Raw genomic sequence first — 15,670 nt, 5'->3', positions numbered from 1 at the left:
CGCCTTCAACGATACGTGCACCCACACAGCAGCCGCGGCCCCCTCGGAAGGGAACCGCGGCTCTGTCGTGCTCGGAAAAACCGCTACGCGGCGTCGCCCTCGTGCTGAAGCGCCTCCATGGCGCGAGCCGTGACGTCCTCCACCTTGCCGAGCGCGGAGATCGTGACCACCAGGCCCTGGGACTTGTAGTAGTCGATGATCGGCTCGGTCTGGGTGTGGTAGACCTCCAGCCGCGTGCGGACCGTGTCCTCGGAGTCGTCGTCGCGCTGGTACAGCTCGCCGCCGCAGACGTCACAGACGCTTTCCTGCTTCGGCGCCTTGTACGAGACGTGGAAGACGTGCGCCGAGTCGTTGCGGCAGATGCGGCGGCCGGCGATGCGCTTGACGACCTCCTCCTCGGGTACCTCGAGGTCCAGCACCGCGTCCAGCTTCATGCCCTCGTGCTGCAGCATCTCGTCGAGCGACTCGGCCTGCGAGACGTTCCGCGGGAAGCCGTCGAGCAGGAAGCCGTTCACGGCGTCGGGCTGCTCCATGCGGTCCTTGGCCATCCCGATGGTGACCTCGTCCGGCACCAGGTTGCCCGCGTCCATGTAGGACTTCGCGAGTTTGCCGAGGTCCGTCTGCTGGCTGATGTTGGCGCGGAACAGGTCGCCCGTGGAGATGTGCGGGATCGACAGGTTCGAGGCGAGGAACGCGGCCTGCGTTCCCTTACCGGCACCCGGCGGCCCGACGAGGACGATACGCATCAGCGGAGGAACCCTTCGTAATTGCGCTGCTGGAGCTGGCTCTCGATCTGCTTCACCGTCTCAAGCCCCACACCCACGATGATCAGGATGCTGGTACCACCGAACGGGAAGTTCTGGTTTGCCTGGAAACCAACCAACGCCATCGTCGGGACGAGAGCAATCAGACCCAAGTACAGCGACCCCGGCCAGGTGATCCGGTTGAGCACGTAGGAGAGGTACTCAGCGGTCGGTCGGCCAGCCCGGATGCCCGGGATGAAGCCACCATACTTCTTCATGTTGTCGGCGACTTCCTCGGGGTTGAACGAGATAGCCACGTAGAAGAAGGCGAAGAACACGATCAGCAGGAAGTACAAAGTGATGTAGATCGGGTGGTCGCCCTTGGTGAGGTTCTGCTCGATCCAGGTTTTCCAGCCGGAGTTACCACCCGAGAACTGCGAGACCAGAGCCGGGATGTAGAGCAGCGACGACGCGAAGATGACGGGAATCACACCCGCCTGGTTCACCTTCAGCGGGATGTACGTGGACGTACCACCGTAGGAACGGCGGCCGATCATCCGCTTCGCGTACTGCACGGGGATACGACGCTGCGCCTGCTCGACGAAGACCACCAGGCCGACCATGACCAGGCCGATGAGGACGACGGTGCCGAACTCGATCCAGCCGTCGGCCAGCGTGCCCTGCTGCTTGATGGCCCACAGCGCGGACGGGAAGGTCGCGGCGATCGAGATGAACATCAGGATCGACATGCCGTTGCCGATACCGCGGTCGGTGATGAGCTCACCGAGCCACATGACGACGGCCGTACCGGCGGTCATGGTGATGACCATGACGATGGTGGTGAAGATCGCGCGGTCCGGGATGATGGCCGACGCGGCCGAGCAGCCGGAGAAGAGCGCACCGCTGCGGGCGGTGGCGACGAGGCCGGTGCCCTGCAGGATGGCGAGCGCCACGGTCAGGTAGCGGGTGTACTGCGTGATCTTCGCGGTGCCGGCCTGGCCCTCCTTCTTGAGGGCCTCCAGTCGCGGGATGACCACGGTCAGCAGCTGGAGAATGATGCTCGCCGTGATGTACGGCATGATGCCCAGCGCGAAGATGGTGATCTGCAGCAGCGCGCCACCACTGAACATGTTGACCAGACCGAGGGGGCCCTGGTTGGCGGATGCCTCGTCCACACACTGCTGAACGGACGTGTAGTCGACGCCCGGGATCGGAATGTGGGTACCCACGCGGTACACCACAATGATGGCAAGCGTGAAGAGCAGCTTCTTGCGCAGGTCGGGCGTCTTGAACGCCCGGGCGAACGCGGTGAGCACGGTGCCTCCTGCGACCCCCGCGCTACTGCGTCAAGGGTGACGGTCTTGAGGTTCGACGAATATGTGGGAAAGCAGTGCAGGCCACCTTACCCGGGCCGCCGCCTGCCGTGGAACGACCAACCGGGGATACCTCGTTGTGAGGTATCCCCGGTGGGTACTGCTTCAGGTCATCGTGCTCAGACGAGCTCGGTGACCGTGCCGCCGGCGGCGGTGATCTTCTCCTTGGCGGAGCCGGAGACGGCGTCGACCGTCACCTGCAGCGCCACCGAGATCTCGCCCTGGCCGAGGACCTTGACGAGGCTGTTCTTGCGAACGGCACCCTTGGCCACCAGACCCTCGACGGTGACCTCGCCACCCTCGGGGTAGAGCGCGGCCAGCTTGTCGAGGTTCACGACCTGGAACTCGGTCTTGAACGGGTTCTTGAAGCCCTTCAGCTTCGGAAGACGCATGTGGAGGGGCATCTGGCCACCCTCGAAGCGCTCCGGAACCTGGTAACGGGCCTTCGTACCCTTGGTACCACGACCGGCCGTCTTACCCTTCGACGCCTCACCACGACCCACACGGGTCTTGGCGGTCTTGGCGCCCGGGGCGGGACGGAGGTTGTGGATCTTGAGCGGGTTGTTCTCCGCCATGATCAGTCGACCTCCTCGACCGTCACGAGGTGGCGGACGGTGTGCACCATGCCGCGGAACTCGGGGCGGTCCTCCTTGACGACCTGCGTGTTGATGCCCTTGAGACCAAGGGAGCGCAGGGTGTCACGGTGGTTCTGCTTGCTGCCGATGTACGACTTCGTCTGCGTGATCTTGAGCTGAGCCATTACGCAGCACCAGCCCCGGCACGCGCACGCAGCAGAGCCGCGGGAGCGACGTCCTCGAGGGGCAGACCGCGGCGGGCCGCGATCTCCTCGGGACGCTGCAGGCCCTTCAGGGCCTCCACGGTCGCGTGCACGATGTTGATCGCGTTCGACGAGCCGAGCGACTTCGACAGGATGTCGTGAACGCCGGCGCACTCGAGCACGGCACGCACCGGGCCACCGGCGATAACGCCGGTACCGGGGGACGCCGGCTTGAGCAGGACGACGCCCGCCGCCTTCTCACCCGTGATCGGGTGCGGGATGGTGCCCTGGATACGGGGGACCTTGAAGAAGTGCTTCTTGGCCTCCTCAACACCCTTGGCGATGGCGGCCGGCACCTCCTTGGCCTTGCCGTAACCGACACCGACGGTGCCATCGCCATCGCCCACTACGACGAGCGCAGTGAAGCTGAAGCGACGACCACCCTTCACAACCTTGGCGACGCGGTTGATCGCGACAACGCGCTCAACGTACGCGGTCTTCTCGGCGGCAGCAGCGCCGCCGTCACGGCCCTTCCGGTCCCGCCGCTCGCCGCCACCGGCACCGCCACCGCGGCGCTGGGGTCCAGCCATTGGAATTACCTCTCTCTTTTTCCGCTAGCTACGAACGGCTCAGAACTTCAAGCCGGCTTCGCGGGCGGCGTCCGCCAGGGCGGCGATGCGCCCGGCGTACTGGTTGCCACCACGGTCGAACACGACAGCCTCGACACCGGCGGCCTTGGCGCGCTCGGCGACCAGGGCGCCGACCTGCTTGGCCTGCGCCGACTTGTCGCCCTCGCCACCGCGCACCGTGGTGTCCAGGGTGGACGCCGACGCCAGGGTGTGACCCTTGATGTCGTCGATCACCTGGGCCACGATGTGGCGGTTGGAGCGGGTAACGACCAGACGGGGACGCTCCGCCGTACCGGAGAGCCGCTTGCGGATCCGGATGTGACGGCGCTTGATCGCGGCGCGCTTGTAGGCGTCGCCCTTCAGGATCTTCTGTCCGTATGCCATGGCTTACTTACCCGCCTTTCCGACCTTGCGGCGGATGACTTCGCCCTCGTACTTGACGCCCTTGGCCTTGTACGGGTCAGGCTTGCGCAGCTTGCGGATGTTGGCCGCAACCTCGCCGACCTTCTGCTTGTCGATGCCCTCGACCGAGAACCGGGTGGGGGCCTCCACCTTGAAGGTGATGCCCTCGGGGGCCTCGACGGTGATCGGGTGGCTGTAGCCGAGAGCGAACTCGAGGTTCGAACCCTTGGCCTGCACGCGGTAACCGACACCGCTGATCTCGAGCTTCTTCACGTAACCCTGGGTCACGCCGGTGATCATGTTCGCCACCAGCGTGCGGGACAGGCCGTGCAGGGCCTTGTTCTGACGCTCGTCGTTGGGGCGGGTGACGTTGAGAACGCCGTCCTCACCCTTGGCGATGTCGATCGGCGCAGCGACGGTGTGGCTCAAGGAACCCTTGGGGCCCTTGACCGAGACCGTACGGCCGTCGATGGTGACGTCCACGCCGGCGGGAACCGTGATGGGGAGCTTGCCAATACGCGACATAGCTGTTTCCTCCGTTCCCTTCCGCTACCAGACGTAGGCGAGGACTTCCCCACCCACGCCCTTCTTGCCGGCCTGCTTGTCGGTGAGGAGCCCGTGCGACGTGGAGATGATCGCCACGCCCAGGCCGCCGAGCACCTTCGGCAGGTTGGTGGACTTCGCGTACACCCGGAGACCGGGCTTGGAGATCCGCTTGATGCCCGCGATGGAGCGCTCACGGTTCGGGCCGAACTTCAGCTCGAGAACGAGGTTCTTGCCGACCTCGGCGTCCTCGACCTTCCAGCCCGTGATGAAGCCCTCCTGCTGGAGGATCTCCGCGATGTGAGACTTGATCTTGGACGCCGGCATCGTCACGGAATCGTGGTACGCCGAGTTCGCGTTCCGCAGACGCGTAAGCATGTCTGCGATCGGATCAGTCATGGTCATGAATTGGCCTTCGGCCTCTCTCGCCGGGGTTTCCAGGTGCCCATCCCTCTCCTCGATCCGAGACGAGGCGGGTGCGGTGCGGTGGACCTACGGCGTAGTAAGTCGTATGGGCGTCAGGGCGCCCAACCCTCCTAGCCTAAGCCATGGAGGATGGGCCCCTGACCAATCCCTTTACTTACCGAGAGCTTCGGGAGTCCCTAAAAGACGGGACTACCAGGAGCTCTTGGTCACGCCCGGCAGCTCGCCACGGTGAGCCATCTCACGAAGGCACACGCGGCACAGGCCGAACTTGCGGTACACGGAGTGCGGACGGCCGCAGCGCTGGCAGCGCGTGTAGCCACGTACACCGAACTTGGGCTTGCGAGCAGCCTTGGCAATCAGAGCCTTCTTCGCCATCTCGCTCACGCCTCCTTGAAGGGGAAGCCGAGGTGACGAAGGAGCGCGCGGCCCTCAGCGTCGTTGGTCGCCGTGGTCACCACGGTGATGTCCATGCCCCGGGTACGGTCGATCTTGTCCTGGTCGATCTCGTGGAACATGACCTGCTCGGTGAGACCGAAGGTGTAGTTGCCACGGCCGTCGAACTGCTTGGGGGAAAGACCACGGAAGTCGCGGATGCGCGGCAGCGCGAGCGACAGGGTGCGGTCCAGGAACTCCCACATGCGGTCGCCACGAAGCGTGACGTGGGCACCGATCGGCTGGCCCTCACGCAGCTTGAACTGCGCGATGGACTTACGGGCCTTGGTGACGGCCGGCTTCTGACCGGTGATCGTGGTGAGGTCGCGAATCGCGCCGTCGATCAGCTTGGAGTCGCGGGCGGCGTCGCCCACACCCATGTTGACCACGATCTTGACGAGGCCGGGGATCTGCATGACGTTCTCGTACTTGAACTCGTCACGCAGCTTGCCCGCGATCTCCTCGCGGTACTTCGTCTTGAGACGCGGAGTCGTGGTGGTAGCCATCAGATGTCCTCACCCGTCCGCTTGGCAACGCGGATCTTGTTGCCCTCGTCGTCGAAGCGGTAACCGACACGCGTGACGACCTTGTTGCCGTCCTTCTCAACGACCAGCTGGACGTTGGAGACGTGGACGGGCGCCTCGGTCGTGACGATGCCGCCGGCCTGCGAACCGCGAGCGGTCGGGCCGGCCTTGGTGTGCTTCTTGACCCGGTTGACACCCTCGACCAGGACGCGGTCCTCGCGGGGGAAGGCCGCGATGACCTTGCCCTGCTTGCCCTTGTCCTTACCGGTGATGACCTGGACCAGGTCGCCCTTCTTGATCTTCATGCTTACAGCACCTCCGGCGCGAGCGAGATGATCTTCATGAACTTCTTCTCGCGCAGCTCACGGCCGACGGGGCCGAAGATACGGGTGCCGCGAGGGTCGCCGTCGTTCTTCAGAATGACGGCGGCGTTCTCGTCGAAGCGGATGTACGAGCCGTCCGGACGGCGGCGCTCCTTCACGGTGCGAACGATGACCGCCTTGACGACGTCACCCTTCTTCACGTTGCCACCGGGGATCGCGTCCTTGACGGTGGCGACGATGACGTCACCGATGCCCGCGTAGCGGCGACCGGAGCCACCGAGCACACGGATGCAAAGGATCTCCTTCGCACCAGTGTTGTCGGCGACACGCAGTCGCGACTCCTGCTGGATCACGTCTATCTCCTGTTTGTCTGCCGGTTCCCGGCAGGGGCCTCAGTACGAGCGCCCCTGCCGAGCCTGGCGGAACTGACCTGCGGGGTTGGCCGCAGGAATTACTTGGCCTTCTCGAGGATCTCGACGACGCGCCAGCGCTTCGTGGCGGACAGCGGGCGGGTCTCCGCGAGGAGGACCCGGTCGCCGACGCCGGCAGCGTTCTGCTCGTCGTGCGCCTTGAGCTTGTTGGTACGGCGGATGACCTTGCCGTACAGCGCGTGCTTGACGCGGTCCTCGACGGCGACGACGACGGTCTTGTCCATCTTGTCGCTGACGACGAGACCCTCACGGGTCTTGCGGAAGCCGCGGGCCTCTGCAGTCTGCTCAGTCACGTTGCTCTCACTCATCAGGCGCTCTCCACCGTCTCGATGCCCAGCTCGCGCTCACGCATCAGGGTGTAGATCCGCGCGATGTCCTTACGGACGGCCTTGAGCCGACCGTGGTTCTCGAGCTGACCGGTCGCCGCCTGGAAGCGGAGGTTGAACAGCTCTTCCTTGGCTTCGCGGAGCTTGTTCAGCAGCTCCTCGTCACCCAGTTCGCGCAGCTCGGACGCCTTGGTACCGGCCGACATCACGCTTCACCTGCCTCGCGCTTGACGATCCGGCACTTCATCGGCAGCTTGTGGGCTGCGCGAGTAAGCGCCTCACGGGCGATCTTCTCGTTGGGGTAGGACAGCTCGAACATGACCCGGCCCGGGTGCACGTTCGCGATCCACCACTCCGGCGAACCCTTACCGGAACCCATGCGGGTCTCGGCAGGCTTCTTCGTGAGCGGGCGGTCCGGGTAGATGTTGATCCAGACCTTGCCGCCACGCTTGATGTGGCGGGTCATGGCGATACGGGCCGCCTCGATCTGGCGGTTGGTCACGTACGCCGGCGTGAGGGCCTGAATGCCGTACTCGCCGAACGCGACCGTCGTACCGCCCTTGGCCTGACCGCGGCGCTTCGGGTGGTGCTGCTTGCGGTGCTTGACCCTACGGGGGATCAGCATGTCGGTCAGGCCTCCGTTCCGGTGCTCTCAGCCGGAGCGGCAGCCGGAGCCTCGGCCTTGGGGGCCTCGGCAGCGGGAGCCGTCTGCGGCTTACGACCGCGACCGCCGCGCTCGCCGCCACGGCCACCACGGGCCGGGCGGTCGGCGCCGCCGCCACCACGGGCCGGGCGGTTGCCGGCGCGGGCAGCAGCGTTCTCGGCGCGGACCTCGGCGATGTTCTTGACATCGCCCTTGTAGATCCAGACCTTCACACCGATGCGGCCGAAGGTCGTCTTGGCCTCGAAGAAGCCGTAGTCCACGTTCGCGCGGAGCGTGTGCAGGGGCACGCGGCCCTCGCGGTAGAACTCCGAGCGGGACATCTCGGCGCCGCCGAGGCGGCCACCGCACTGGATCTTGATGCCCTTGGCGCCGGCCTTCATCGCCGACTGCATGCTCTTACGCATGGCGCGGCGGAAGGAGACGCGGGAGGAGAGCTGCTCGGCGACGGCCTGGGCAACCAGCTGAGCGTCGGTCTCGGGGTTCTTGACCTCGAGGATGTTCAGCTGGACCTGCTTGCCCGTGAGCTTCTCGAGGTCACCGCGGATGCGGTCGGCCTCGGCGCCACGGCGGCCGATGACGATGCCCGGACGAGCGGTGTGGATGTCCACACGCACACGGTCACGGGTGCGCTCGATCTCCACCTTCGAGATACCGGCGCGCTCCATGCCGGACGTCATCATCCGACGGATGGCGACGTCTTCCTTGACGTAGTCCTTGTACAGCTTGTCGGCGTACCAACGGGACTTGAAGTCCGTGGTGATGCCGAGCCGGAACCCGTGCGGGTTTACCTTCTGGCCCATTACCGGGTTCCTTCCTTGCTGCTGACGACCACGGTGATGTGGCTGGTCCGCTTGCGGATCCGGTAGGCACGGCCCTGGGCGCGCGGCCGGAACCGCTTCAGGGTCGGGCCCTCGTCGACGTACGCCTCGGAGATGACGAGGCTGCCGGCGTCGGTGTGGTCGTAGTTGTGCGCGGCGTTGGCGATGGCGCTGTCGAGCACCTTGCCGACGGGCACTGAGGCTGCCTGCGGAGCGAATCGCAGAACAGCCTGAGCCTCCGTGGCGTCCATGCCACGGATAAGGTCCACCACGCGGCGGGCCTTCATGGGCGTAACGCGGATGTACCGCGCCTGGGCCCTGGCTTCCATGGTTGTCCCTCTCAGTTACTTACGTGTCTGAATGCGATCCGCGTTTAGCGGCGCTTCGACTTCCGGTCGTCCTTGACGTGACCCCGGAAGGTGCGCGTCGGCGAGAACTCGCCGAGCTTGTGGCCGACCATCGACTCGGTGACGAACACCGGGATGTGGGTCTTGCCGTTGTGCACCGCGATCGTGTGGCCGAGCATGGCCGGGACGATCATGGAGCGACGGGACCAGGTCTTGATGACGTTCTTGGAACCGGCTTCGTTCTGGGCGTCCACCTTCTTGATCAGGTGGTCGTCGACGAAGGGCCCCTTCTTGAGACTCCGCGGCATCTAAACCCGCTCCTAGCGCTTCTTGTTCGTCTTGCGGCGGCGGACGATGTACTTGTTCGAAGCCTTCTTCGGCGAACGAGTACGACCCTCCTTCTGACCCCAGGGGCTGACCGGGTGGCGACCACCGGAGGTCTTGCCCTCACCACCACCGTGGGGGTGGTCAACCGGGTTCATCGCCACACCGCGAACGGTCGGGCGGACGCCCAGCCAGCGCTTGCGGCCGGCCTTACCCCAGTTGATGTTGCTCTGCTCGGCGTTGCCGACCTCGCCGACCGTGGCGCGGCAGCGCTGGTCGACCAGGCGGATCTCACCGGAGGGCATACGAAGGTGGGCCATCGTGCCCTCCTTCGCCAGCAGCTGCACGGAGGCACCAGCGGAGCGGGCGAACTTGGCGCCGCCACCGGGACGGAGCTCGATCGCGTGGATCGTGGTACCGACCGGGATGTTGCGGAGCGCCAGGTTGTTGCCCGGCTTGATGTCGGCCCCGGGACCGTTCTCGACGCGGTCACCCTGCTGCAGGTTGCGCGGGGCGAGGATGTAGCGCTTCTCGCCGTCCGCGTAGTGCAGCAGCGCGATGCGCGCGGTGCGGTTGGGGTCGTACTCGATGTGCGCGACCTTCGCCGGCACGCCGTCCTTGTCGTGACGACGGAAGTCGATCACTCGGTAGGCGCGCTTGTGTCCGCCACCCTGGTGGCGAACGGTCACACGACCGGCGTTGTTACGGCCGCCCTTGCTGTGCAGCGGGCGGACCAGCGACTTCTCCGGCGTGGACCGCGTGACCTCGACGAAGTCGGCGACGCTGGAGCCACGACGGCCCGGCGTAGTCGGCTTGTACTTGCGGATTCCCATTTCTCAGTCCTCGTCCGATATCGGACGATCCGACCCGCTTACGCGGACGGACCGCCGAAGATGTCGATACGGTCGCCCTCGGCAAGGGTCACGATCGCGCGCTTGCTGTCGGCACGCTTGCCGAAGCCGGTGCGGGTCCGCTTGCGCTTGCCCTGGCGGTTGATCGTGTTCACCCCGGTGACCTTGACCGAGAAGACCGCCTGGACGGCCTGCTTGATCTGGGTCTTGTTGGCGCCGGGCGCCACGATGAACGTGTACTTGCCCTCGTCGAGAAGCGCGTAGCTCTTCTCGGACACGACCGGCTTCAGCAGGACGTCACGGGGGTCCGTGAACGCCTTGCTGGGCGCGGTGACGACGGTGTTCTTGCCCTCGGCCTCGTGGCGGCGCGCCTTGGCGACGCGCGCGGCCTTGGCTGCCTTGGCGGCCTTCGAGGCGATGCTCGGGTGACGCGTAGCCATCAGGCTTCGCTCCCTTCGGTGTCAGCGGCCTTGGGGCCAGACACGAAGGACTCGAAAGCGGCCTGGGTGAAGACCACGTCGTCCGAGACGAGAACGTCGTACGTGTTCAGCTGGCCCGGCTCCAGGATGTGGACCTGGGGCAGGTTGCGGGCGGACAGCCACGCGGCCTCGTCGGCACGGTCGATCACGAGCAGCAGGTTCTTGCGCTCGCTGATCTTGCCGAAGAGCGTCTTGGCGGCCTTCGTCGAAGGCGACTCGCCCTCGATGACGCCGGAGACGACGTGGATGCGGTTGTTGCGAGCCCGGTCGGTGAGGGCGTGGCGCAGGGCCGCGGCCTTCATCTTCTTGGGGGTCCGCTGCGAGTAGTCACGCGGGGTGGGGCCGTGAACGACGCCACCGCCCGCGAACTGCGGCGCACGGGTCGAACCCTGACGGGCGCGGCCGGTGCCCTTCTGGCGGTACGGCTTCTTACCGCCACCACGGACCTCGCCACGACGCTTGACCTTGTGCGTGCCCTGACGGGCGGCGGCCAGCTGCGCGACGACGACCTGGTGAAGCAGCGGGATGCTGATCTTCTCTACGTCGAAGATCTCGGCCGGGAGCTCAACGGTCCCGGCGGTGTCGCCGGAGGGCGACAGAATGTCAATGGTGCTCATAGTCCTCAGGCCCCCTTGGCCGCGGTGCGGACCAGGACGAGGCCGCCGTTCGGACCAGGAACCGCGCCCTTGATGAGGAGCAGGCCCTTCTCCGCGTCAACGGCGTGAACGGTCAGGTTCTGGGTGGTGACCCGCTCGTTGCCCATGCGACCCGCCATGCGGAGGCCCTTGAACACACGGCCCGGGGTGGCGCAGCCACCGATGGAACCGGGAGAGCGGTGCTTGCGCTGGGTGCCGTGACCGGCGCCGAGGCCCTTGAAGTTGTGACGCTTCATGACACCGGCGAAGCCCTTGCCCTTGCTCTTGCCGGTCACGTCCACCTTGACGCCGGCCTCGAAGACCTCCGCGGAGATCTCCTGGCCCAGCGTGTACTCGGAGGCGTCCGCGGTGCGGATCTCGACGAGGTGGCGGCGGGGCGTGACGTCGGCCTTGGCGAAGTGACCCTTGAGGGGCTTGTTCACCTTGCGAGGGTCGATCTCGCCGAAGGCGATCTGGACCGACTCGTAGCCGTCGACATCGTTCGTACGCACCTGGGTCACGACGTTGGGGCTGGCCTTGACGACGGTGACCGGAACAACACGGTTGTTCTCGTCCCACACCTGCGTCATGCCGAGCTTCTCGCCCAGGATGCCCTTGATCTGCTTAGCCATTCTCAGATCACCGGCCTTCAGAGCTTGATCTCGATGTCGACACCGGCCGGGAGGTCGAGTCGCATCAGAGAGTCAACGGTCTTGGGCGTCGGGTCGAGGATGTCGATCAGGCGCTTGTGCGTGCGCATCTCGAAGTGCTCGCGCGAGTCCTTGTACTTGTGCGGCGACTTGATGACGCAGTACACGTTCTTCTCAGTGGGCAGCGGCACCGGGCCCGCGACCGACGCACCAGTGCGAGTCACCGTCTCGACGATCTTCTTCGCCGAGGAGTCGATGACCTCGTGGTCGTAGGCCTTGAGCCGGATGCGGATCTTCTGTCCCGCCATGGCTACTCCGTAGTCCTGTCTATTTACCGCTCTGGAACCCGGTGTTCCTTTGACTTCCGCCGACCCACGCGGTCGGGTGTGTCGCACTCTCACCGACACAGATGTCCCTTGTTCGAACATCCCTTGTCTGGGAAAGAGGTCCACCGGGCGCCTGGCCAGTGCCGCACTCCGCTTCCCGAAAGATTCCCGTACGTCCGTCCCAGCGCTGCCTTACGGCAGTTGGGACGACGAGTACTGTGGGACTCGCTTCCGGTCCTCCCGGCGGGAGGCGCACAGCATCAACACTCGACCGAGCAACCCCGCTAGTCTGCCATACGGGGCACGGGCCTGGCCAATCGAGCCGGAGACAATACCCCGGGAGTGACGCAGGTCAAACACATTGCCGCTTTGACCGACGCGGCGGAGGCCCTCGGGGCCTTCCTTTCCCTCCTGGTGGGCGCCGGGTCCGTCCGGGCACCGGTCTCCCCACCGCTCGGCGGGGAGACCACAACCGACCCGGAGTCCCTGGTCAGCGCACGTCGACGTGGTCCCCGCCGCTCGTCGTGGCGCCCGTCGTGTCGTTGCCGCCGTACGACCAGCGCCAGGTGCCGCCCTTCGCGGCGGTGACCGTGGTCTTCAGGGCGCCGGTGCTGCTCGTCGTGACCTTCTTGACCGTGACGAAGGAGCTGGTGCCCGTCGCGCGGAACTGGAGGGTGACCGAACGGCCGCCGTAGGCCCCGTACTTCTTGGTCGCCCAGTCGGCGCGGGTGAGCTTGCCGGTGACGGTGATCTTCTTGCCCTTGACGACCGGCTCCGGCGCGGCGTTCACGGTGACCTTGGCCGCCCGCTTGAGCCGGACGGTCAGGGACCGGGTCTCACGTTCGTGGGCCGCGAGGTTGCCGTTGGCCTTGAACAGGAGCAGGGAGACGCCGGTCTTCCAGGTGGTGGCGTCGGCGTTGGAGTCGACCTCGTCGTGACTCCGGTCGGGGTCGACGTAGAGGGACCCCTCGCAATTGGCCTTCTTGTCGCTCTGCTCGTAGCAGGTGTAGCCACCGGGGCCTATGTAGTTCTCGAAGTTGGCGTCCAGGTCCTGCGTCAGGCGTCCCCGGTACAGGAAGGGGGTGGCGTCGTACCGGAACGGGTCGCTCGTGCTGTACCCGGACGGCAGGGTGATCGTGAAGGTGAGGGACGGCTCCACCACCTTCGAGGTGCCGACGACGATCGGCTTGCCCTTGTTGATCACGATGTCGGTCACCTTGATCCCGGTGTCCTGGGCGTGGGCCGCCGGGGCGTTCAGGAGGGTGAGAGCGAGGGCCCCCACGAGCGCGACCCCGGTGGCCGTTCGTCTGCCAGTGGTCATTACCACCTCTTTCGTGGCGCGGAAAAGGAGGAGGCAGACTATCCCATGACCTGATCATGACGAGTGCTTGGTCTACGGCCAGTCGACCAGCGCCGCGAACACGACGCACACGCACGGCACCAGCACGGGCGCGGCCAGCGCGAGGCCCACCCGGCCGGCCGCGTTCCGGCGCTCCCACGGCAGCGCCCAACTCGCCGCCGCCAGCAGCAGAGCGATCCCCAGGCCCCCGAGCAGCACCGGAAAGGCGACGGCGAAGCTGGAGTCGAAGCGGTCGGCCTCAGTGCCGTCGCAGGCGTCGCAGGCCATCGCGGAGAAACCGCCGAAGAACCAGGCGGCCAGGCACGCGGGAAGCGTGAGCAGGGTCGAGACCAGCGGGGCGACCCAGGCTCCGGTCGCGCGGTCGTCGTCGAGCGTGAGGTCCGGCATGGGTCCATCACAGCGCGCCGACACCCCAGGCCGCATGAGCGTTCGTACTCAGAACACGCGGTCGCCGTACTGAACCAGGCGCTTCAGGCGCCCGCGTTCCGCAATCGCGCGAACGACGTGTCCAACCCCCGCTTCAGCAACCGCGCCACCGGCCGCTCCACGAACCGGTGCACCAGCCAACTCAGCAGCATGAAGCCGGCGATGACGGAGGCGATCAGGAGACGGGCGTCCATGGTGTCGCGCAGGCGGTTGATGAGGACCGTACCCGCCGCGTAGTGCATCAGGTACAGCGGATACGTCAGCGCGCCGGCCGTCACCAGCCACTTCCAGCGGATGCGGTCGGTGGCGCCGAGGGCGATGGCGACCATGGCGAGCAGGAACACGGTGAAGATCGTCACGCTCCCCCGCCATCCTGACACGTGCTCGACCTCGTCGATCCGGATGCCCAGTTCGCGCTGGCCCATCAGCCAGGCCATCGCGAGGATGCCCCACAGCAGCAGGTCCTGGCCGAAGCGGTGCATCAGGTACAGGGAGAGGCCAGCGATGAAGTACCAGGCGCCCTCCGGGTTGGCGACCAGTTCCAGCAGGGGGAGCTCGGAGATCGGGGCGAGCATGGCCGCGGCGCCCCACACACAGCAGAAGACGACGACCTTGCGGTAGGTCAGGCCGCTCCACACGACGATCAGGAAGAGGAGGTAGAAGCGGAGCTCCGACCACAGGGTCCAGTAGACGCCGTCGACGTTCATGACGCCCGAACCGGACTGGAGCATCGTGAAGTTGAGGAGGATGTCGCGGGTGCGCAGGCGGTCCCACACGCCCGGCAGGGCGATCAGGACGGCCGTGGTGAAGACGATGGCGAACCAGTACGCCGGGTACAGCCGGATCACCCGTGAGGTGAAGAACTGCCGGGGGGTACGGCCCCAGCAGGACATGCAGATCACGAAGCCGCTGATCACGAAGAAGATCTCGACGCCGATCCAGCCGTAGGAGGCGAACCGGAACACCGTCGGCATGATGTCGGAGACCGGGCGGTCCCAGATGCGGTTGCCGGGCTGGTCGACGCGGTGGGTGCCGGCGTAGTGGTGTACGGCGACCATCAGGGCGGCGAGGAACCGGATGCCGTCGATGGCGTACAGCCGGCGGCCGGCGCGGTCGCGTACGGCGGCGTGCCGGGCGGCGGAGGCGGGCTGTCCCGGCCGGGCGGGCACGGCGAGGGGCGGAAGTGGCTGCTGCAGGCCGCTGACGACCCGTCGCGGTATCGGCCTTCTGCGCTCCGCGTCCTGCATCGACACCTGCGTGTCCGTCCGTCCTCGCGAGGGAATCCCGGGCCGGGAGTGGCCACCGGACGCCTCAGGCTACGACCCTCACAACCACCCCACAGCGGCCAGACAAGAACATTCCCCCCACGGTCGCCGGGGAGTTGCCGCAAACCTCGCCGAGCCGCTTCACAGAGTTCCCGCAGACTTCACTTGACGTCTTGCGGAAACGCGACAGCCGTCCCGATGATCTCGGCCATGTACAAACGAAGGCGCGTCACAGGCACCTACGCCGGAGCCGCGCTCGCCGCGGGTCTCCTCCCCGGTGTCTCCCCCGTGGGCGACACCCCGCCCTGGGACTTCCTCCTCAGCGGCTCGGTCCTCCTCGTCGTGGGCCAGCTCATCCACTGCTACCCGAGCGCGATCAGGACCTCCCCCTGGCTCCTCTTCGCCGCGATCGGCACCCTCCAGGACGCCCTGGTCTGGCTCCTCGTCTCCTGGATCAGCTCCCGGCTGGACTACGGCATGCACGTCGACTCCTTCGTCACGGCCCTGCTGGCCGGCGCGATCGTCCGCTGCCTGACCCTCGCCCTCATGGCCGCCGGCCCGCAGCCCACGCCGGAAGCGCAGCCAGGATGAGGCC

The 15,670-nt window shown here is 66.4% G+C and carries 27 protein-coding genes; 1 reads left to right on the top strand and 26 read right to left on the bottom strand.

Features of this window, described 5'->3' with window-relative positions:
- Nucleotides 1-83: 83 nt before the first annotated feature.
- The 26 genes from ABZT06_RS18735 to ABZT06_RS18610 form a co-directional block, all read right to left on the bottom strand.
- Complete coding sequence (locus ABZT06_RS18735) at nucleotides 84-746, bottom strand: adenylate kinase (protein WP_355741539.1); 663 nt, start codon at nucleotides 744-746, stop codon at nucleotides 84-86.
- Complete coding sequence (secY, locus tag ABZT06_RS18730) at nucleotides 746-2,059, bottom strand: preprotein translocase subunit SecY (protein ID WP_355741537.1); 1,314 nt, start codon at nucleotides 2,057-2,059, stop codon at nucleotides 746-748. Before secY ends, ABZT06_RS18735 begins: the two co-directional genes overlap by 1 nt.
- Before the next feature lie 176 nt (nucleotides 2,060-2,235).
- Nucleotides 2,236-2,691, bottom strand: coding sequence for a 50S ribosomal protein L15 (gene rplO, locus ABZT06_RS18725; protein WP_003974249.1), 456 nt, complete (start codon nucleotides 2,689-2,691; stop codon nucleotides 2,236-2,238).
- 2 nt (nucleotides 2,692-2,693) lie between these two features.
- Nucleotides 2,694-2,876 carry a 50S ribosomal protein L30 gene (rpmD, locus tag ABZT06_RS18720; RefSeq protein WP_005481207.1) on the bottom strand — a complete coding sequence of 61 codons (183 nt, stop codon included), beginning with the start codon at nucleotides 2,874-2,876 and terminating at the stop codon, nucleotides 2,694-2,696.
- Nucleotides 2,876-3,484, bottom strand: a complete 609-nt coding sequence (rpsE, locus tag ABZT06_RS18715) for a 30S ribosomal protein S5 (RefSeq protein ID WP_013001409.1) — start codon at nucleotides 3,482-3,484, stop codon at nucleotides 2,876-2,878. Before rpsE ends, rpmD begins: the two co-directional genes overlap by 1 nt.
- Before the next feature lie 39 nt (nucleotides 3,485-3,523).
- Nucleotides 3,524-3,907, bottom strand: a complete 384-nt coding sequence (rplR, locus tag ABZT06_RS18710) for a 50S ribosomal protein L18 (RefSeq protein WP_352389235.1) — start codon at nucleotides 3,905-3,907, stop codon at nucleotides 3,524-3,526.
- A 3-nt stretch (nucleotides 3,908-3,910) separates the two neighbouring features.
- Nucleotides 3,911-4,450, bottom strand: a complete 540-nt coding sequence (gene rplF, locus ABZT06_RS18705; RefSeq protein WP_020118535.1) for a 50S ribosomal protein L6 — start codon at nucleotides 4,448-4,450, stop codon at nucleotides 3,911-3,913.
- Between the two features lie 24 nt (nucleotides 4,451-4,474).
- Nucleotides 4,475-4,873, bottom strand: a complete 399-nt coding sequence (gene rpsH / locus ABZT06_RS18700; protein ID WP_007384075.1) for a 30S ribosomal protein S8 — start codon at nucleotides 4,871-4,873, stop codon at nucleotides 4,475-4,477.
- Between the two features lie 210 nt (nucleotides 4,874-5,083).
- Nucleotides 5,084-5,269 (bottom strand): type Z 30S ribosomal protein S14, encoded by a 186-nt coding sequence (locus ABZT06_RS18695; protein ID WP_003948630.1) that lies wholly within the window; start codon nucleotides 5,267-5,269, stop codon nucleotides 5,084-5,086.
- Nucleotides 5,270-5,274: 5 nt separating this feature from the next.
- Nucleotides 5,275-5,832 (bottom strand): 50S ribosomal protein L5, encoded by a 558-nt coding sequence (gene rplE / locus ABZT06_RS18690; protein ID WP_007384074.1) that lies wholly within the window; start codon nucleotides 5,830-5,832, stop codon nucleotides 5,275-5,277.
- On the bottom strand, nucleotides 5,832-6,155 hold the full coding sequence (gene rplX / locus ABZT06_RS18685) for a 50S ribosomal protein L24 (protein WP_052839850.1): 324 nt from the start codon (nucleotides 6,153-6,155) through the stop codon (nucleotides 5,832-5,834). The genes rplE and rplX overlap by 1 nt, the downstream gene beginning before the upstream one ends.
- A gap of 2 nt (nucleotides 6,156-6,157) precedes the next feature.
- Entirely contained in the window at nucleotides 6,158-6,526 is a 369-nt protein-coding gene (gene rplN / locus ABZT06_RS18680) for a 50S ribosomal protein L14 (protein ID WP_003998823.1), read from the bottom strand.
- 98 nt (nucleotides 6,527-6,624) lie between these two features.
- The gene (gene rpsQ, locus ABZT06_RS18675; protein ID WP_007384073.1) at nucleotides 6,625-6,912 is read right to left on the bottom strand and encodes a 30S ribosomal protein S17; all 288 of its coding nucleotides are present in this window, start codon (nucleotides 6,910-6,912) and stop codon (nucleotides 6,625-6,627) included.
- On the bottom strand, nucleotides 6,912-7,136 hold the full coding sequence (gene rpmC / locus ABZT06_RS18670; protein WP_005481220.1) for a 50S ribosomal protein L29: 225 nt from the start codon (nucleotides 7,134-7,136) through the stop codon (nucleotides 6,912-6,914). The genes rpsQ and rpmC overlap by 1 nt, the downstream gene beginning before the upstream one ends.
- Nucleotides 7,136-7,555 (bottom strand): 50S ribosomal protein L16, encoded by a 420-nt coding sequence (gene rplP, locus ABZT06_RS18665; protein WP_004927269.1) that lies wholly within the window; start codon nucleotides 7,553-7,555, stop codon nucleotides 7,136-7,138. The genes rpmC and rplP overlap by 1 nt, the downstream gene beginning before the upstream one ends.
- Before the next feature lie 5 nt (nucleotides 7,556-7,560).
- Entirely contained in the window at nucleotides 7,561-8,394 is an 834-nt protein-coding gene (rpsC, locus tag ABZT06_RS18660; RefSeq protein WP_352389237.1) for a 30S ribosomal protein S3, read from the bottom strand.
- Nucleotides 8,394-8,741 (bottom strand): 50S ribosomal protein L22, encoded by a 348-nt coding sequence (rplV, locus tag ABZT06_RS18655; RefSeq protein WP_006604878.1) that lies wholly within the window; start codon nucleotides 8,739-8,741, stop codon nucleotides 8,394-8,396. Before rplV ends, rpsC begins: the two co-directional genes overlap by 1 nt.
- Before the next feature lie 44 nt (nucleotides 8,742-8,785).
- On the bottom strand, nucleotides 8,786-9,067 hold the full coding sequence (rpsS, locus tag ABZT06_RS18650) for a 30S ribosomal protein S19 (protein WP_007384069.1): 282 nt from the start codon (nucleotides 9,065-9,067) through the stop codon (nucleotides 8,786-8,788).
- Nucleotides 9,068-9,079: 12 nt separating this feature from the next.
- The gene (gene rplB / locus ABZT06_RS18645; RefSeq protein WP_007384068.1) at nucleotides 9,080-9,916 is read right to left on the bottom strand and encodes a 50S ribosomal protein L2; all 837 of its coding nucleotides are present in this window, start codon (nucleotides 9,914-9,916) and stop codon (nucleotides 9,080-9,082) included.
- Between the two features lie 38 nt (nucleotides 9,917-9,954).
- Complete coding sequence (gene rplW / locus ABZT06_RS18640; RefSeq protein WP_007384067.1) at nucleotides 9,955-10,374, bottom strand: 50S ribosomal protein L23; 420 nt, start codon at nucleotides 10,372-10,374, stop codon at nucleotides 9,955-9,957.
- Nucleotides 10,374-11,030, bottom strand: coding sequence for a 50S ribosomal protein L4 (gene rplD, locus ABZT06_RS18635; protein ID WP_057607914.1), 657 nt, complete (start codon nucleotides 11,028-11,030; stop codon nucleotides 10,374-10,376). The genes rplW and rplD overlap by 1 nt, the downstream gene beginning before the upstream one ends.
- Before the next feature lie 5 nt (nucleotides 11,031-11,035).
- Nucleotides 11,036-11,680, bottom strand: a complete 645-nt coding sequence (rplC, locus tag ABZT06_RS18630; RefSeq protein WP_020118531.1) for a 50S ribosomal protein L3 — start codon at nucleotides 11,678-11,680, stop codon at nucleotides 11,036-11,038.
- A 17-nt stretch (nucleotides 11,681-11,697) separates the two neighbouring features.
- Complete coding sequence (gene rpsJ / locus ABZT06_RS18625) at nucleotides 11,698-12,006, bottom strand: 30S ribosomal protein S10 (RefSeq protein ID WP_003948644.1); 309 nt, start codon at nucleotides 12,004-12,006, stop codon at nucleotides 11,698-11,700.
- 508 nt (nucleotides 12,007-12,514) lie between these two features.
- A complete protein-coding gene (locus ABZT06_RS18620; protein WP_355741527.1) occupies nucleotides 12,515-13,345 on the bottom strand; it encodes a hypothetical protein in 831 nt (276 codons plus the stop codon).
- A 72-nt stretch (nucleotides 13,346-13,417) separates the two neighbouring features.
- Nucleotides 13,418-13,771, bottom strand: a complete 354-nt coding sequence (locus tag ABZT06_RS18615; protein WP_355741525.1) for a hypothetical protein — start codon at nucleotides 13,769-13,771, stop codon at nucleotides 13,418-13,420.
- An 83-nt stretch (nucleotides 13,772-13,854) separates the two neighbouring features.
- On the bottom strand, nucleotides 13,855-15,057 hold the full coding sequence (locus ABZT06_RS18610; protein ID WP_355742213.1) for an acyltransferase: 1,203 nt from the start codon (nucleotides 15,055-15,057) through the stop codon (nucleotides 13,855-13,857).
- Between the two features lie 228 nt (nucleotides 15,058-15,285).
- Between ABZT06_RS18610 and ABZT06_RS18605 the strand changes: the two genes are divergently transcribed.
- Nucleotides 15,286-15,666, top strand: coding sequence for a hypothetical protein (locus ABZT06_RS18605; protein ID WP_355741523.1), 381 nt, complete (start codon nucleotides 15,286-15,288; stop codon nucleotides 15,664-15,666).
- The last annotated feature ends 4 nt before the right edge of the window (nucleotides 15,667-15,670 follow it).

It is taken from the genome of Streptomyces sp. NPDC005483, from assembly GCF_040606035.1.
Classification (GTDB): Bacteria; Actinomycetota; Actinomycetes; order Streptomycetales; family Streptomycetaceae; genus Streptomyces.
Note: the sequence above shows the minus strand (reverse complement) of the source record. Positions and strands in the feature narration are given on the sequence as shown.

Bases quoted from the DNA above. Each gene is read 5' to 3' on its own strand.
- ABZT06_RS18735 (WP_355741539.1), bottom strand. From the start codon at position 746: ATGCGTATCGTCCTCGTCGGGCCGCCGGGTGCCGGTAAGGGAACGCAG.
- rplO (WP_003974249.1), bottom strand. From the start codon at position 2,691: ATGGCGGAGAACAACCCGCTCAAGATCCACAACCTCCGTCCCGCCCCG.
- rpmD (WP_005481207.1), bottom strand. From the start codon at position 2,876: ATGGCTCAGCTCAAGATCACGCAGACGAAGTCGTACATCGGCAGCAAG.
- rpsE (WP_013001409.1), bottom strand. From the start codon at position 3,484: ATGGCTGGACCCCAGCGCCGCGGTGGCGGTGCCGGTGGCGGCGAGCGG.
- rplR (WP_352389235.1), bottom strand. From the start codon at position 3,907: ATGGCATACGGACAGAAGATCCTGAAGGGCGACGCCTACAAGCGCGCC.
- rplF (WP_020118535.1), bottom strand. From the start codon at position 4,450: ATGTCGCGTATTGGCAAGCTCCCCATCACGGTTCCCGCCGGCGTGGAC.
- rpsH (WP_007384075.1), bottom strand. From the start codon at position 4,873: ATGACCATGACTGATCCGATCGCAGACATGCTTACGCGTCTGCGGAAC.
- ABZT06_RS18695 (WP_003948630.1), bottom strand. From the start codon at position 5,269: ATGGCGAAGAAGGCTCTGATTGCCAAGGCTGCTCGCAAGCCCAAGTTC.
- rplE (WP_007384074.1), bottom strand. From the start codon at position 5,832: ATGGCTACCACCACGACTCCGCGTCTCAAGACGAAGTACCGCGAGGAG.
- rplX (WP_052839850.1), bottom strand. From the start codon at position 6,155: ATGAAGATCAAGAAGGGCGACCTGGTCCAGGTCATCACCGGTAAGGAC.
- rpsQ (WP_007384073.1), bottom strand. From the start codon at position 6,912: ATGAGTGAGAGCAACGTGACTGAGCAGACTGCAGAGGCCCGCGGCTTC.
- rpmC (WP_005481220.1), bottom strand. From the start codon at position 7,136: ATGTCGGCCGGTACCAAGGCGTCCGAGCTGCGCGAACTGGGTGACGAG.
- rplP (WP_004927269.1), bottom strand. From the start codon at position 7,555: ATGCTGATCCCCCGTAGGGTCAAGCACCGCAAGCAGCACCACCCGAAG.
- rpsC (WP_352389237.1), bottom strand. From the start codon at position 8,394: ATGGGCCAGAAGGTAAACCCGCACGGGTTCCGGCTCGGCATCACCACG.
- rplV (WP_006604878.1), bottom strand. From the start codon at position 8,741: ATGGAAGCCAGGGCCCAGGCGCGGTACATCCGCGTTACGCCCATGAAG.
- rpsS (WP_007384069.1), bottom strand. From the start codon at position 9,067: ATGCCGCGGAGTCTCAAGAAGGGGCCCTTCGTCGACGACCACCTGATC.
- rplB (WP_007384068.1), bottom strand. From the start codon at position 9,916: ATGGGAATCCGCAAGTACAAGCCGACTACGCCGGGCCGTCGTGGCTCC.
- rplW (WP_007384067.1), bottom strand. From the start codon at position 10,374: ATGGCTACGCGTCACCCGAGCATCGCCTCGAAGGCCGCCAAGGCAGCC.
- rplD (WP_057607914.1), bottom strand. From the start codon at position 11,030: ATGAGCACCATTGACATTCTGTCGCCCTCCGGCGACACCGCCGGGACC.
- rplC (WP_020118531.1), bottom strand. From the start codon at position 11,680: ATGGCTAAGCAGATCAAGGGCATCCTGGGCGAGAAGCTCGGCATGACG.
- rpsJ (WP_003948644.1), bottom strand. From the start codon at position 12,006: ATGGCGGGACAGAAGATCCGCATCCGGCTCAAGGCCTACGACCACGAG.
- ABZT06_RS18620 (WP_355741527.1), bottom strand. From the start codon at position 13,345: ATGACCACTGGCAGACGAACGGCCACCGGGGTCGCGCTCGTGGGGGCC.
- ABZT06_RS18615 (WP_355741525.1), bottom strand. From the start codon at position 13,771: ATGCCGGACCTCACGCTCGACGACGACCGCGCGACCGGAGCCTGGGTC.
- ABZT06_RS18610 (WP_355742213.1), bottom strand. From the start codon at position 15,057: ATGCAGGACGCGGAGCGCAGAAGGCCGATACCGCGACGGGTCGTCAGC.
- ABZT06_RS18605 (WP_355741523.1), top strand. From the start codon at position 15,286: ATGTACAAACGAAGGCGCGTCACAGGCACCTACGCCGGAGCCGCGCTC.